Origin of the sequence: Salimicrobium humidisoli (assembly GCF_002295105.1) — a bacterium.
Taxonomy (GTDB): domain Bacteria; phylum Bacillota; class Bacilli; order Bacillales; family Halobacillaceae; genus Salimicrobium; species Salimicrobium humidisoli.
In genome coordinates this window covers 1-15215 of record NZ_NSGH01000027.1, presented here as the reverse complement: position 1 = coordinate 15215, position 15215 = coordinate 1, and the positions used below count along the sequence as shown (strand labels likewise).

Annotated in this window: 16 protein-coding genes and 1 tRNA gene; 10 read left to right on the top strand and 7 right to left on the bottom strand. The window is 43.4% G+C overall.

All coding sequences use genetic code 11. The features are described from left to right. Nucleotides 1-13: 13 nt before the first annotated feature. Nucleotides 14-913 (top strand): diacylglycerol kinase, encoded by a 900-nt coding sequence (locus CKW00_RS12375; protein ID WP_076571440.1) that lies wholly within the window; start codon nucleotides 14-16, stop codon nucleotides 911-913. Nucleotides 914-1049: 136 nt separating this feature from the next. Continuing rightward, complete coding sequence (gene rlmD / locus CKW00_RS12370; RefSeq protein WP_095822825.1) at nucleotides 1050-2426, top strand: 23S rRNA (uracil(1939)-C(5))-methyltransferase RlmD; 1377 nt, start codon at nucleotides 1050-1052, stop codon at nucleotides 2424-2426. 498 nt (nucleotides 2427-2924) lie between these two features. On the opposite strand, the gene CKW00_RS12360 is transcribed toward rlmD, so the two are convergent. Together CKW00_RS12360 and CKW00_RS12355 are read right to left on the bottom strand one after the other, a co-directional pair. Beyond that, nucleotides 2925-3878: a calcium/sodium antiporter gene (locus tag CKW00_RS12360; RefSeq protein ID WP_095822823.1), complete on the bottom strand. Its 954-nt coding sequence runs from the start codon at nucleotides 3876-3878 to the stop codon at nucleotides 2925-2927. Nucleotides 3879-4116: 238 nt separating this feature from the next. Beyond that, a complete protein-coding gene (locus CKW00_RS12355) occupies nucleotides 4117-4902 on the bottom strand; it encodes an SDR family oxidoreductase (protein WP_095822822.1) in 786 nt (261 codons plus the stop codon). Between the two features lie 281 nt (nucleotides 4903-5183). Between CKW00_RS12355 and CKW00_RS12350 the strand changes: the two genes are divergently transcribed. Next, nucleotides 5184-7322: an ATP-dependent helicase gene (locus CKW00_RS12350; RefSeq protein WP_233129784.1), complete on the top strand. Its 2139-nt coding sequence runs from the start codon at nucleotides 5184-5186 to the stop codon at nucleotides 7320-7322. A gap of 5 nt (nucleotides 7323-7327) precedes the next feature. Here the strand turns inward: CKW00_RS12350 and CKW00_RS12345 are convergent, their stop codons facing one another. The 3 genes from CKW00_RS12345 to CKW00_RS12335 are packed head-to-tail and all read right to left on the bottom strand — an operon-like array spanning nucleotide 7328 to nucleotide 8969. Next, nucleotides 7328-7819, bottom strand: a complete 492-nt coding sequence (locus CKW00_RS12345; RefSeq protein WP_095822820.1) for a DMT family transporter — start codon at nucleotides 7817-7819, stop codon at nucleotides 7328-7330. Between the two features lie 12 nt (nucleotides 7820-7831). Next, a complete protein-coding gene (locus CKW00_RS12340; RefSeq protein WP_158221321.1) occupies nucleotides 7832-8530 on the bottom strand; it encodes a Crp/Fnr family transcriptional regulator in 699 nt (232 codons plus the stop codon). A 13-nt stretch (nucleotides 8531-8543) separates the two neighbouring features. After that, entirely contained in the window at nucleotides 8544-8969 is a 426-nt protein-coding gene (locus CKW00_RS12335) for a DMT family transporter (protein WP_095822818.1), read from the bottom strand. A gap of 149 nt (nucleotides 8970-9118) precedes the next feature. Here CKW00_RS12335 and CKW00_RS12330 point away from each other — a divergent pair. After that, a tRNA-Ala gene (locus tag CKW00_RS12330) sits at nucleotides 9119-9191 on the top strand. A gap of 321 nt (nucleotides 9192-9512) precedes the next feature. On the opposite strand, the gene CKW00_RS13750 is transcribed toward CKW00_RS12330, so the two are convergent. Next, nucleotides 9513-9671, bottom strand: coding sequence for a hypothetical protein (locus tag CKW00_RS13750; RefSeq protein ID WP_158221320.1), 159 nt, complete (start codon nucleotides 9669-9671; stop codon nucleotides 9513-9515). A 297-nt stretch (nucleotides 9672-9968) separates the two neighbouring features. Further along, nucleotides 9969-10490 (bottom strand): tyrosine-type recombinase/integrase, encoded by a 522-nt coding sequence (locus CKW00_RS12325; protein ID WP_158221319.1) that lies wholly within the window; start codon nucleotides 10488-10490, stop codon nucleotides 9969-9971. Nucleotides 10491-10840: 350 nt separating this feature from the next. Here CKW00_RS12325 and CKW00_RS12320 point away from each other — a divergent pair, with 350 nt between their 5' ends. The 6 genes from CKW00_RS12320 to CKW00_RS12300 all read left to right on the top strand — a co-directional run bounded on the left by CKW00_RS12320 (nucleotide 10841) and on the right by CKW00_RS12300 (nucleotide 15125). Beyond that, a complete protein-coding gene (locus CKW00_RS12320) occupies nucleotides 10841-11512 on the top strand; it encodes a DUF4145 domain-containing protein (protein WP_095822816.1) in 672 nt (223 codons plus the stop codon). A gap of 11 nt (nucleotides 11513-11523) precedes the next feature. Next, a complete protein-coding gene (locus CKW00_RS13745; RefSeq protein WP_158221318.1) occupies nucleotides 11524-11697 on the top strand; it encodes a hypothetical protein in 174 nt (57 codons plus the stop codon). A 53-nt stretch (nucleotides 11698-11750) separates the two neighbouring features. Then, nucleotides 11751-12128 (top strand): DUF2513 domain-containing protein, encoded by a 378-nt coding sequence (locus CKW00_RS12315; RefSeq protein WP_158221317.1) that lies wholly within the window; start codon nucleotides 11751-11753, stop codon nucleotides 12126-12128. A gap of 83 nt (nucleotides 12129-12211) precedes the next feature. Beyond that, nucleotides 12212-12460: a hypothetical protein gene (locus CKW00_RS12310; RefSeq protein ID WP_095822814.1), complete on the top strand. Its 249-nt coding sequence runs from the start codon at nucleotides 12212-12214 to the stop codon at nucleotides 12458-12460. A 650-nt stretch (nucleotides 12461-13110) separates the two neighbouring features. Next, nucleotides 13111-13590: a Panacea domain-containing protein gene (locus CKW00_RS12305; RefSeq protein ID WP_158221316.1), complete on the top strand. Its 480-nt coding sequence runs from the start codon at nucleotides 13111-13113 to the stop codon at nucleotides 13588-13590. A gap of 29 nt (nucleotides 13591-13619) precedes the next feature. After that, nucleotides 13620-15125, top strand: coding sequence for a hypothetical protein (locus CKW00_RS12300; RefSeq protein WP_095822812.1), 1506 nt, complete (start codon nucleotides 13620-13622; stop codon nucleotides 15123-15125). The last annotated feature ends 90 nt before the right edge of the window (nucleotides 15126-15215 follow it).

The following is a 15215-nucleotide window of genomic DNA, read 5'->3' as shown; positions in this document are numbered from 1 at the left end:
GGAGGAGATTTTGATGCAACGGGCCCGAATCATATATAATCCGACCTCCGGAAGAGAATTGATCAGAAAGATGCTCCCGGACATTCTGAAACGTCTCGAACAGGACGGTTATGAAACGTCCACCCACGCAACGACTTGTGCCGGGGACGCGATCAAAGCCGCAAGGATCGCTTCGGAACGGAAGTTTGATATCGTAGTGGCCGCCGGAGGCGACGGTACGATCAATGAAGTCATAGCGGGACTGGCCGAACAGCCGCATCGTCCGAGAGTCGGGATCATCCCGACCGGAACGACGAACGATTTTGCGCGTGCTCTCCGCATCCCCCGCAACGATATCAATAAAGCACTCGATGTTATCCTGCGCAATGAAGTGTCCGCGCTCGATATCGGACGGGTGAATAATAAGTATTTCATCAACATCGCCGGCGGCGGTAAAATCACCGAGCTGACGTATGAAGTTCCGAGCAAGATGAAAACGATGCTCGGTCAGCTGGCTTACTATCTGAAAGGGATGGAGATGCTGCCTTCGATACGTCCGACCTATGTCGAAATCGATTACGACGGCAAGGTGTATGAAGGGGAGATTATGCTCTTTCTCGTTTCTAATACGAATTCCGTCGGGGGGCTTGAGAAACTTGCGCCGGAAGCGAAAATGGATGACGGCGTGTTCAATCTTATGATCATCGAGAAGATGAACGTCGCGGAATTCATCCGTCTCGCAACTATGGCCATCCAGGGGACCCATCTTAATCATCCGAAATTCCTCCACATGACGGCTGCGCGGATAAGCGTGAAGACAAAGGAGAAAATGCATTTGAATATTGACGGAGAATATGGAGGGCTGCTCCCGGGAGAATTCACCAACCTGTACCGTCATATTGAATTTTTTATACCTGAAGCTAAAGGGAAGTAGCCGCTTCTGCAAATGAAACGGTGCTTCCTTACGGCTTCATATACATAAGTAGCCCTATGGTATCGAACGTAGTTCTACTTATGTATATGGCCTTGTATCTTCAGAAAATCAATGAAACAGAGAGAGGAGGATCATTATGCCGAAACAGACACCGCCCGTGCAGAAAAACGAGACCATTACTGTGACGTTCGAAGACCTTACCCATGAAGGGAACGGGGTAGGAAAGGTGGACGGGTACCCGCTATTCGTCCCGTATGGCCTGCCGGGAGAAAAAGCCCGGGTGAAAGTGGTCAAAGTGAAAAAGAATTTCGGGTTCGGAAAACTTATGGATGTGGAAGAAGAGAGCGGAGACCGGGTTACGCCCCCGTGTCCCGTCTATTACCAGTGTGGCGGCTGCCAGCTTCAGCATATGAGCTACAGCCGTCAGCTTACGATGAAAAAGAATCAGGTCGAAAACGTCATGAAGAAAATCGGTCATCTGGAACACGTTCCTGTCCACGAACCGATCGGTATGGAGGAGCCGTGGAGATACCGGAATAAGATCCAGATTCCTGTCGGCGAAAAAGAAAACGGAGAATTGAAAACCGGGTTCTATCAGAAGCGGAGCCACAACATCATCGATATGGAGTCGTGCCTGATCCAGGACGAAACGAACGACGGAATGGTGGTAGCCGTCCGTAGAATCGCGACGGATCTCGGCATCGAAGCCTATGATGAGGAATCTCATCGAGGGGTATTGCGTCATATCATGGTCCGGACCGGCCAGGTCACCGGTGATATCATGGTCGTCCTTATCACCCGGACGAAGGAACTGCCGAACAAGGACGAACTGATCGAACAGATTAAAGAAGCGTACCCGGGAGTGAAGTCGATCGTACACAACGTGAACCGGGAGAAGACGAACGTCATTCTCGGAAAAGAGACGACCGTCGTGTATGGAGATGAGTATATTTATGATTCCATCGGAGACATACGCTTCATGATTTCTGCACAATCGTTCTATCAGGTCAACCCGACCCAGACGAAAACGCTGTATGACAAAGCGCTGGAGTATGCGGACCTGCGGGGCGGAGAGACAGTTGTTGACGCCTACTGCGGCATCGGTACGATTTCCCTGTTCATGGCGAAGGCCGCGAAGAAAGTGTACGGAGTGGAAGTCGTCGGCGAAGCAGTGAAAGATGCGAAGAAGAACGCCCGTCTCAATCACATCGATAACGTCGAGTTCTATAAAGGGAAAACGGAAGAAGTGATGCCATGGTGGCGCGGCCAGGGACTCCGTCCGGACGTCATCGTCGTCGATCCCCCGAGAAAAGGGTGTGACGAAGCACTCCTTGCCTCGATGCTTGAGATGGAGCCGGAGCGGATCGTCTACGTTTCCTGTAACCCTTCTACCTTAGCCCGAGACTTGCGCATTCTTGAAGACGGCGGGTATGAAACGCAGGAAGTTCAGCCGGTGGATCAGTTCCCGCAGACGAATCACATAGAATGTGTGACGTGGCTGGTAAAAAAATAATAAATTATATCGTTTGGCTCAAGTTGAAACATTGCTTGAGCTTTTTTCTATTCTTTAGGCTCTACAATATTTGTTGGGGTATCAGAAAAATTCAGCATAAAAAATACACAAGCTCCTTAATCTTTTACACTTGGACTTAGAGGAAACAAGAATAGGTAGCTCTCTTTATTACATAACGACTTAAATGATGGTTGTGTAGCGACATTTGTAGAAATGTTAAAATCACAAGTAAGCACTTGTTCTTAAGGAGAAATGCTATGTTTAAAAATGAGAAAGCGAACATTGTTAGCAGGATAGTATGGGTACTGGTGATGATAGGAATGTCAATGTATCTTCTATATCCCGCTCTCAAAACGTTTCTTCATTGGTTAAGTTATAGTTTAGTTATTTTAGGATTTGGATTGTATGGGGGAAGGCAAGTGTATCTTTTGAAAAAGGTGACTCAAGAGAATGGAAAGCCCGGAAATTGAACTAAAAAAGCAGGAGGCCCCTGCTTTTTTAGTTTCTCAATATGATATAAACGAAATAAGCGACATACATCACTATAAGAAAAAGACCTTCCCGTCTCCCGATTGTATAATTACTCCTCGAAAATACGAACAGTAATACGCTCAGTACGATCATGATCAGGACATCAGTGAATATCTTGCCGCCTACAGGCAAAGGTGTAATTACGGCTGAAGCACCGAGGACGAACCAGATATTGAAGATGTTACTTCCTACAATGTTTCCAAGAGCAATTCCGCTTTCTTTCTTCAGTGCGGCAGAGATGGAGGTGACCAGCTCAGGCAGGGAGGTTCCGATAGCGATAATCGTCAAACCGACTAATGTTTCACTCATCCCGAGGGCATAGGCGATTTCTGTGCCGTTATCCACTACCAGATTTCCGCCGAAGATGATCGCTGCCAGACCGGCTAACGCGAGGAGGATATTTTTGCCCCACGTGACGTCCGCTCCTGGAGCCTCCTCCTTCGTATCTTTCCGGCTTTTCAACCCGATTTCGATCACGTAGTACATAAAAATGGAGAGGAACAATAGAAAGATAATACCGTCACTGCGTGTCAGCAGGTTATCGTTGAATCCCTGAAGTAACACATCGCTGATAAGGACGAGCAGTGCTACACTGGCGAGTAAAGTGAAGGGGATTTCCTTTTTGACCGTCGAACTCTCCACCGCCAACGGGTAAAGGAAAGCCGCTGCTCCGACCACTAACGTAACGTTGAAAATGTTACTGCCGACCACGTTCCCGAGAGACACTTCAGCATTTTCCTGTAAAGCGGCGATGATACTGACGGTCGCCTCCGGAGAACTCGTGCCGAACGCTACAATCGTAAGCCCTATCAGAATAGGCGGGACGCGGAGAAGTCTGGCAATGTTCGAAGATCCGTCAACGAAGAAATCGGCTCCCTTAATCAATAATCCGAACCCGGCGAGCAGTAATACGTAGGCCATAATCGTTTCTCAAACTCCTTTGTATTTAAAGTCTCCGGCTGAGAGAGGCAATTTTGTCAGCATAAGACTATGTTTTACTTATTTAACCATACCCGAGATTTCTCTTCCTGGAAAGAAAAATTCGGACGGAGAAGTTAAATAAAGAAAAAGAGGAGGAACGGGGGGACTCTGATAAAAGAACTTAAAAAAACTGGAGCCGAAAAATATTCTTCGGCTCCAGTCTCTGGAAAACTACGTTTTAAACACGCGCGTCCCAGGATTTCTGTTCTTCGTCTTTCATCTGGTCTTCGATCTCCTGAGGGTAAGCCGTACGGAAGGCGTGATGATCCGCTTCGATCACTTCGACCATTTTTGCGATCATATCTTCAGGGTCGTACTGATTGTCGAGCAGCTGTTCCATGTTACTCATGGATTTTTCGGGAGTCAGGTTCTCTTTAGGATTGTACCATTTCCATTTCTCTTCAAACATGCGGTCGTTGAACCCGGTGTTATACGGTCCTGGATTGATGGTAGCAACCTGTACGTTGAATTCTTCAAGCTCCGTTTTCATAGCCTTGGCAAACGCTTCGATTGCGTGTTTGGAGGAAGCGTAAGCTGCGAGGTAAGGCATTCCTACCAGACCGGCGACGGAGCTGAGGAAAATGATTTTCCCCTTTTCTTTCTTCATGAATTTGTTGGCGGCGATCTGCGCATTTTCAAGCGTACTGAATACGTTCGTCTCAAAAATATCGCGGACCCGGTCTACCGGTATTTCGGCAATCGGTCCACCTTCGCCGATAGCCGCGTTGGCAACGAAAATGTCATAGTCGTATTCGTCTATCAGCTGCTGATCCCGTTCATTCTTGATATCCAGTTTGATCACTTCGAGGGTGACACCTGCTGCTTCGGCTTCTTCCCGGAGACTCGTAATCTGGGCCATGATTTCAACGGCGGCAATGACGTGATGTCCTTTTTTCGCGAGACCGATAGCCGTACCTTTTCCAAGGCCCGTACCGGCTCCGGTAATAAAAATCGTTTTACTCATAGTATAATATTCCTCCTTCGGGAATTATTTCTGCGCATAATCGGTAGTCAACTTTTAAAGAAATAGCACCTTGTCATTGGAATAAAGGTGATAACTACATTTTTCCTTCCCGTCTCCACGGGAATCTAAACGGATAGTGGTACAGGGAAAAGGAGCGGGTCCTATGGTATATCTCCGTTCCCGGGACGTGATATGATAGACGATAGTGAGTGTCGGAGAAGTCATTTTTCAAATGCAGAAAATAAAGGAGAAACGGTATGTCTGAAACATTTTTCAACAGGATGAGTACAGAAACAGGAATAGAATTGAATGATTCCCAGAAGCAGGCGGTCCTTCATACGGAAGGTCCTCTTCTTCTGCTGGCGTCACCGGGGTCCGGAAAGACGACTACGCTTAACATGAAAATCGCCTATCTGCTGTTCGAGAAGAAGGTGGCACCGGAAAGGATTATGGCAGTTACGTTCAGTAAAGCTTCCGCCCGTGATATGTCCCGGCGTTTCGACGACTATTTCTCCGGCTGGAGCAGCGTGAAAGTACCGTTTTCCACCATCCACAGTTTCGCCTACAAAGTAGTGCGGGAGTTTATGAGAAAAGAGAATATCCCTTACCAGCTGATTGAAGGGGGAGGACAGAAAGGCCGGCTGCCGGGCGGTCTCCCTCTTCAGAAGACGTTCATTCTGAAAAAAGTGTATGAGGATGTGAACGGGACGCAGGCGACCGAGGAGGAGATGGAGGATCTGATGAGTTACATCAGTCTCGTGAAGAACAGGATGCTTGAGGGAAGAGAACTGGAGCGGGTCCCGTGCCAGGCGAAAGCCGCCTCGGAAGTATTCCAGGCGTATGAATCGTTCAAGCAGTCGGAAGCGGAGGTCACTCTTCTCGATTTCGACGATATGCTTACGTTCTGTCACGAGATACTGAGAGAAAACCCGGATGTCCTTTCTGTTTATCAGCAGCAATTCGATTACGTCCTCACCGATGAAAGTCAGGACAATTCCATCGTCCAGCATGAAATCGTTGAGATGCTGGCGGCCCCTTCGAATAATCTCTGTCTCGTCGCCGATGATGATCAGTCGATTTTCGGGTGGCGCGGAGCGGAAGTCGATAAACTGCTGCAGTTCAAAGAGACGTACCCGGAAGCGACCGTCCTTACGATGACGGAGAATTACCGTTCCTCCGAAGAAATCGTTCACGTAGCCAACCGGTTCATTAAGCGGAATATCGACCGTTACGAAAAAGAGATGACTACCCCGAACGGATCTATGCAGGACGTGGAGATCCATGCTTTCCAGAATGACGAGAAGCAGCTCGACTACGTGGTACAGCAAATACAGGGGAGAGGCCGGGAGGAGACGGCGGTCCTGTACCGCAATCACGCTTCCGTCATCCCGCTCGTCGATCAGCTGGACCGGGCCGGCATCGATTTCTACATGAAAGACTCGGAAGCTAAATTCTTCAGACACTGGATCGTCGAGGACATTCTGAATTTTCTCCGTTTCTCCTACAACGACAGCAGAATCGATATTCTGGAAAGAATCCATACGAAATTCAATGCGTATATTTCGAAGAAACAGATGGACCTGTTGAAAGGAAGAAGCACGAAGGGGTCTCTGTTCGATCAGCTGCTGCAGCTCGATATTCAGGAGTATCAGAAGAAAGCGGTCCCGAAAGCGAAACAGACCTTCCAGGACATCAACAATATGAGGCCTGACGAGGCGATAGTGACGATCAGGGAAAAACTCGGATACGACCGCGTATTACGGAAGATGGTGGACAAGTTCGGGTTCCGTGCGGATCAGCTTTTCGGCACCCTTGATGTACTCATCCGTATTGCCGAGAGTTGTGATACTCTGAAAGATTTCGCTTTCCGTCTGAAAGAGCTTGAGGAGATTGTGAAGAACGCCCACGTAAGAGAGAGTTCTCTTACGCTTACGACGTTTCACAGTGCCAAGGGGCTTGAGTTCGATGCCGTTTACATGATCGATCTCGTGGACGGTATCATTCCTTCCAATGACGACATTGAGGATTACCGGGACGGGGAGAGGGAAGCGATGGAAGAAGCGGCACGCCTGTTTTACGTCGGGATGACCAGAGCCCGGGTCCGTCTTGAGCTGTTGACGTACCACTACCTCGGGAAAGAGCGGGTGAAGGAATCCACATTTCTGCACAACGTGCGTACCATTGCGGGTTCCACGAAAAAAACGAATCACCGGGAAGCCGCGAACCGTGTGGATACATCGGCACTTGAAGGGATGGATCCGGGAACGAAAGTGGTTCATCAGGCGTTCGGGCGGGGCACCGTTATGGAATACAAAGACGGACTTATCGTCATTCACTTTGAGGAAGCGGGCTATAAGGAACTGCTGCTTGAAACCTGCGTGGAGCGCGGGCTTCTCTCTAAAGAAAAACAGGAAGCGTAGTGTGGTCACTTCGCTTCCTGTGCATAGGTTTGTTTCGGTTTCTCCTGTCTGTGAAGAGCGGGGATCCGGTGCCCGAGTTTGAAGATGAGGATACCTGCCATAAGGATGGAGAGACCGAGAGCCTTCGTCCAGGTGAACGGCACCGGTTCGAAGTGAAACAGTCCGAACGTATCGATGGTGGAAGCGACGGCAAGCTGGGAGACCATCGTGATCGATACCGTATAGGCCGGCCCGAGAATAGCCATTCCCCGCATCAGGCAGTAGACGAGCGTCACCCCGAATACGCCGCTCAAAAGGAAAATCGGATTGATGCCGCTTAAAGCAAAAAGAGGAGTATCCTCGACAATTGTAAATACGAGTAGCGAAGCGATGAGCCCGAGCCCGAGAACGACGGTCGTCGATCCCCACGAGCCGATTTTACCGCTCATACGGGTGTTGAATATATTTTGTGTACTGATCATGATTCCGGCGAGAATAGAGAAAAATATACCTGTCAAAAAAACAGCTCCTTATTCATAAATGTTTCCTTCTGCTTTGTTGCGAAGGGCATTGATATCGGTGATTTTGATGATGCCTCTATGTTTTTCAAGAATCCCTTCGTCTTCAAAGTCACGCAGCACCCTGTTCAGGTGGCGGTAACTGGTACCGATGACTTCCGCTGTCTCTTTCAGCGTTTCCGGACGCATCTCTTCATGGAAGAGCGAACCTTTCCCGTCATCGGTGAGGCTTAAGAGGTAGCTCGCCAGACGGACGTCCGTATTGTAAAGCATGTTAAGAGTGGAGGCGTGGGCTTCTGTATAAAACTTGTGGGTGATGACTTCCAGGAGAAAATGGAGAAACGCCGTGTTTTCCTTTTCTTCCTGTCTGAGCCTGGCGAAGGGGATCTTCATAAGGTGCCCGTCCGTTACGGCTTCGACCGTATGGAAGACGTCCGTCCCTTTTACGTACTCGACATCCCCGATGACAGCAAGAGGGTTTTTGAAGCGGAGTATGAGACCTTTCCCTTCTGCCGAACTGGTGTAGATTTTTATTTTTCCGTCGACGAGAAAATACAGATGGTCGAGCGTATCATTCTTCTCCCACAGCACTTCTCCCTGTTTCATTTCGTACAGTTCCAGCGCATCAAAAGAAGCGGAGGAAAAAATGTTGTCGAAGTCGAATGCAGTTGCGTACTCCCGGATAAGGGAGGGATCGGACAATTTTCTCACCATGAATGCTCCTTTACAGTTTGAATAAAACGACGCCCGTGATCATTAAGGCGACGCCGAGAAGCTGATACCCTTTCACTTCTATTTTCTTTTCCTCGAACCAGCCTTTCAGCTCCACGATGAAAGCCGTAAGCAGCTGCGCTACGAGAAGAATCGCTATAGCCGAAGCGGGCCCGAGCTCATTGAAAGCGTAAAGTTCCGAAAAAATGACGACTACTCCGAACGTGCCGCCGGTGATATAAAGAGGGCGGACGGAAGGAAGCCGGCGTATGTCCCCGTCCCTTACAGTTAAATAGAACGTAAGGGCGATTACAAAGCCTACGAGGTGGACGATGACTGTCGTATGCCAGCCGCTGATCACCTGATTCATACTGGAATTGAAGACTCCCTGCATCGTAATGCTTAAGCCTGCGATGACTGCAAACAGAATACCTTTCATAAAACGTTCCTCCTTCTTATCTTATAACAGTAAATAACATTTAACCATTATGATAAAGGACATATGTCCTTTATAGGTGAAAAATAAAAATTTCCTCTTGTTAAATGGAAGAGGGTTGGTTATAATAATTATTGTCGGATTTTAACTACGGGGCATTAGCTCAGTTGGGAGAGCGCTTGTCTGGCAGACAAGAGGTCAGCGGTTCGAGCCCGCTATGCTCCACTATGTAACCCCTTGCTATGCAAGGGGTTTTTGTTATGGGGAGATGTTTGGTAACGGCGGAAAATCATCGACTTGTTGGCGACTTGTTGGCGAATTTTTTGAGAGGGTCGAGTTTATTAAACTGATCAGCTGTCTGTTTTTTTTTCGTTTTTTCGATATGTGACCATATACATCAGCGGCGATTCTTGAACTGGAATGTCTGGCTCTTCGTTGGATAGCCGGAAGGTTCACGTTCTCTTCTTCCATTAAGAGAGCCACCATCGAATGACGAAGATTGTGCGGACGTATCTTCTTTAAATCATGCTTCTCGATAAATCGCCGCTACTTCGTCGTAGGAGTGGTGAAATAGAACGGTTTGCCTGTTCCGCTATGAAACAGATACTCGTGAAATCCTCCTTCCCATAACTTCCCAGCTTTCAATTTCTCGCGTTTCCATTCCTTTTCGTAATCTTTCAGTAACTCCATGTACCAGTCCGGCATCACCACACTCGCCTTAGAGGATAACGTCTTTGGATCCTTTACGACTGCCTTCCCTTAATTGGTGCTGAGAATATTGTTTTTCAAATCTATTTCATTGGTATCAAAAGATATATGCTCCCATTCCAAGGCTGTGAGATCACCCTGTCGGAGTCCTCCAAACAATGCTCTAAGAAAGTACACCCCTCACATCAATGTTTCTTTATTCAAGGCATGGATCACATCACCGAGATCTTCACTACTGTAATAGGCCATTTCTTTTTTCTTTGTGGTCGGTTTGCTGACCCCGGACATCAAATTTTAACTAATTACTTTCTGTACCATCGCCCGTTTGAAGATACTGGCCAGGGTCTCGTGAAATTTACGGACCGTGCCAGGAGATAAATTACCATTTCGCCCGTCTTTACGTTCCTGGTCCCCTTTCAGCTTATCGTCCAGAAAGCGTATAATTTCTATCGTTTTGATCTCGCCTATACGTTTATGGTCAAACGCTGGCAATATATGATTACGCAGGTAACTGTCATAGCTTTTAACGATAGAGGGAAAATAGTTATGCAGGGCATATCGTTCTCGCCACTCCTTCACAAAGTCCTCAAACCGGTTCTTTTCAGGGGCGATATACCCCCCGGCTTTTACCTCTATTTCAAACTTAGCAAGCTCTTTCTGCAGGTATTGATCCAGCTTCCTAGTCGTTTTGAGTAGTGCATCATCATTGATTTTAATTGTTTTCGTAAATCGTATCCGTTTGCTGTGTCCATCACGCCCAAAATCCAGCAACAAGAGAAAGGACAGTTCTCCCCGTTTTTTATAATAATACCCCATGCCATCATTCCTCCTTTTCAAAATCATACGGTTAACCAAGATGTCAGGGTGGTGCGTTTTAATTTCTTTTCATTTTTATATAGTACAAATGTAAAAAAATAATCTATCTTTGAATAAAATTTGTACCGTTATTTTTGAGACGACCTGCTCCAAAAAAAGGAGGAGATCTTCGTTTTTATTTCTCTGAAAAAGCAAATTTATTTCCAGTAACTGTATTCTGCGCCGTTACTGTGACGCTCTTTAGTTAAACAGTAAACTAAAGTCACTACCTTCGAGTTGTTTTTTTATTTCGAAAATTTAACGTTTATTGATAGAGTGAAGTGAGGAGAATAGCAAAGGAGAGGGTTTGTATGTCTAGAAATGTAGAAATACCGACTAGTGGAAAACGTCACGGAATTAATGTTGACATGTTCCCTAGTGAATGTGGACTGTGCCACAAAAATGTTGACCCTACTTATATTTCCGGGGTTTTTATTGATGGTTATGATAATTCATCTTCAAATGTATTGGAATTGGTTTTTCAATGCACGAACGTAGAATGTAGAAGTCTTATAATTGGTTATTTTAGAAGAACACAAAAAAATGTGTTTGAGTTTGTCAACAACGCTCCTTTAGAACCAACAAAAAAAGAATTCAGCGACGAAATTAACAGTGTATCGGAGAACTTTATTGAAATTTACAATGAAGCTTATTTTGCAGAACAGAAAATGCTTACCTTAATTTCTGGGATTGGTTATAGGAAAGCTATAGAATTCTTAGTGAAAGACTATTTGATTTTCCTGAATAAAGATGATGAGACATCTATATTAGCGAGGCCATTAGGGCAATGTATAAATACTCTGGAGAATGAAAATATTAAAGAAATTGCTAAGCGGGCTACTTGGATTGGTAATGATGAAGCGCATTATCAAAGGAAGTGGGAAGGCAAGGATATTGAAGATTTAAAAAAACTTATAGAAGTAACTACTTATTTTATTTCTATGGACGTAGCTAGTAAGAAATATCTTGAGGAAATGAGTTAGGAGGTATAAACATGGAAAACTCCAATCGCAGAAAAGCTCGAGTCGTGGAGTTGTTGAAAGTTGTAGTAACTGAGGGCGATGGTAACGAGGCTCCATTAAAGGAAGTTACGCAGTATTGGAGTAAAGAAGGGGAAGTTCTGTTCAAAAAAGCTTCAGGTTATCAGTTCGGTAATCTCATCCGCTGAAAGAAAAGGAAAATGTTCCCTTATGTTGAAATCTTAGACAGGAGGGGATAAATGTGAAAAAAGATATCCAGATAATTAAGTATGTGCTGGAAAAAATCGAAAAATCTCAAGAGAGCAACGAAGCCCTCGAATTAAATTTCAATCAACTGGATGCTTATCCAGCTGAAAAAATAAAATATCACTTGGTATTGCTGGATGATGCTGATTTGATCAATCTTCACATTGAATACCCTGGAGATAATGCAGAATGGTATTTCGTTAAATCAATCACATGGGAAGGTCATGATTTACTGGAAACGTTGCGAAATGACAAAGCTGTCGAAATGGCTGAACGAAAGGCTAAGGAGCAAGGATCTAAACTCGACGATTTGCCGATTGAATTAGTGAAATCTCTAACTATCGCTTCAGCTAAACAAATGTTCGGTCTGTAAATATCGAACATTATTCATTCTTCTTATCTTCTGTGAAGGACACTCTCTGCTTACGTCGAATTTGTAGGGTGGGAGGGGTAAGCGTGAGATTCGATCATAGTCGGTTAAAAGAGCAATTACCTCATGAACAATATGAGACTTTCATTAGTGAATTTTCTCAAGATGAAAAAACAAGAGAGTCTATAATCTCTCGAGTGAGAGAAGAAGGGATTCATAAAAGTTCATTAGAAATAGGTTTCAGTAAAGCATTTCAAGGGTTTAGGGATATGGACTTCAAAGATATAACTTTCGAGAAAATAGACGAAGAACGGATTAAATTCTATATACAATAGCGTCCAGAAAAAATTATTGAAGCACTACCTTCACGGGAGGGGATACATAATTTGAATAATAAATAAACAATCGCCTGAGCATTATAGTATAATCAAAAAGAACTTATATCGAGGAGGTGAATTCATGCAAACAGAGCGAGATTCAGGTTTCGGTTATCCCTTATCATATCCAGACTAGGGCGAGATCACATTACTTTTTACTATACCAAAAGACGACGATCGCGTTATCCTCTTAGACTACCCCTCAGTAATGACCTTCCGCAGAGTACCTCGATCACAGCTACATACATTAGAGCCTCGCACGCGCGATTATGTAGAGAGCAAGCTTCCTATCGTTGATTCTGGAGAAGTTGATAATCTTACCCCATTGGGGGTTAGTATTTATCAAGAAATGAAGCACGAATTATAGCATCTTAGCCTCTCCTATAAGGAAAGATTATTTTATTTCCAAGAAGACCAAGAACTATTAATTAGACTCAAGAGATTGATCGATATCAACATGTGCAAAAACGAAAATTCCTGATGGTTTAAGGACGCCAGGTATGTTATTGTTTTACTTAATAATCACGTATCTTTTATAAGCAAGAGAGATTAATTAGATAAATTTGAGGGAATAGATTTACTAGAAGAGGAGGGATTTTATGCGGACCTTGAATGAAATTGAAAAGACTAATGTGAAAGATGTTGCTTCATACTTCATTAAGTTAAGCAATCCCGGTACTGAAACTAGCGTGAGTAATCTCAAATTACAAAAGTTACTTTACTATGCTCAAGGTTTTCACCATGCAATTAATGAGCAAGAACTATTTGAAGACAGAATTGAGGCTTGGGTACACGGACCGGTAGTACCCTCTGTTTACCAAGAATACAAAAAATACAATTTTCGAGATATACCTCCTAGTGATGTAGATGCTCCTCAATTAAGTGATGAGGTAACAGAATTTTTAGACGATATATGGAGTTTGATGAAAAATTTCTCTGGAAAAGAACTAGAAGAGAAAACTCATAGAGAAAAACCTTGGAAAGATATTCGAGGGGACCTTCCAGAATTTGTGTATACAAATACGCCCATACCAGTAGATCGAATCTCTAAATACTTTAAAGAGAATTATTTTAGAAAAGGTGACTAAATTATAGTCACCTTTTTTGGAGGTTTTATATGTCCTTATTTTTTCAAATTTTACTAACAACAAGCCCAAGTATAGATCCAGTAGAAGATCTTTTCTTTTTGATTCGTATTGTTTTACCTTTGAGTTTAACAATATACATATTCGCTTACAGAGAAAGAAAAGATATTTCATACTCTACTTTGAAAACTAGTGTTTCTTTAATGAATATAGTTTATTTATTGTTGTCATTACTTTTAATCGTGCTAGTTGTTTTAGATCGTTATGATTATTATCAAAACTCTGTTTTGTTAATGATTTTAACTTTTATATGGTTAATAGTGCTGGTCGTAGCCTATATTAAAATGCTAGGATCGATTAATTTATTTAGCGTAATTAATAAAAGCTCCAAAAAGTTCCATAAGGCAAAAAAAAGAGCAAAGAATAGCCTTGAAAAGATGGAGGAAATTTCTGAATCAACAATTTTAGAGACTTATATTCAGCATAATTACTCGTCAACTTCAGAAATAGAAGAAAAATTAAAATTAATGTCTTTGAATGTTGAAATAGTTTATCAAATAATGATTTCAAAGTTAAAATATAATTTATCGTTGGATTTCGAAAAATCTTTCAACGAACATAATGAAGCTATAGTGGAGTGTGTTGAAAATTTTAATGCATCTTATTTAGAAAAACTTGTTTCTGTGTACAATAATTCTTACTATAATTTTTACGCTTCTGTACTTAAAAAAAATGTTCTTTTATTAAAATACGCTAGTGAAGACAAGTCATACAACAACATTAACTTAATTATTAATTCTCTTTCTCGGTTGGCTCCTAACGTAATACAATTAAAAAAAAGTGAGAAGCACGTGAGGGATGGACATAGTGATGCATTACATGTAGAAGAATATGTAACAAAGCAGAATAACCATTTAATCGATGAGTATTTTAAAAATATATACGAGAGTTTAGTCATACTAGAAAAAGATGACAGTTCTAAAGTCAGAAAATTAATGAGTCTAGTGTTCAAACAAGAACAACAATCTTCAATTTTTATAAGAACTTCTGATTTAATTAGTTTGTTAATCTCAGCGAAGTTACTAGCAATTGAAAAAAACAATCTTAAAATGTTAACAGATATGACCAACCACTTATTGAACATGGCTCGAAATACAAAACTGTCTCATAACCCCGATTTAAACACAAGGTTAGCTGATGTGATGAAAACCGATGTTTTATTAGATGATCAAGATAACAAAAGACAGGAGAAGACTGTAGTTACACAGGTATTAATACTATCAATAATAAAATCCGTAGAACTTGGACACTATGGATGCGCTGGTTTTTTAATAAAAGTTCTAACTAAAGAAATGGACCCAAATCTTATTAAACAAACTTTCGAGAGACTGTATAAAGACTTTAATAGCTCAGGTTTTCCCCCGACATTAGAAAAAATTAATGAAAAAAATTTAAATATAAGTTTATTAAACAGTATAAATACTAGTTTTGATTTTAGTATGGTACCGTCAATAAGTTTGTGTAAAACAGTAGGGTGATCCTCGGAGGAGGGATTAGCTTTTCTCCTCTGTCTCAGTTTGAGACCCATACCGTTCTTCGAACATGGTGTGCAGTTCAGGGCTTGCTTC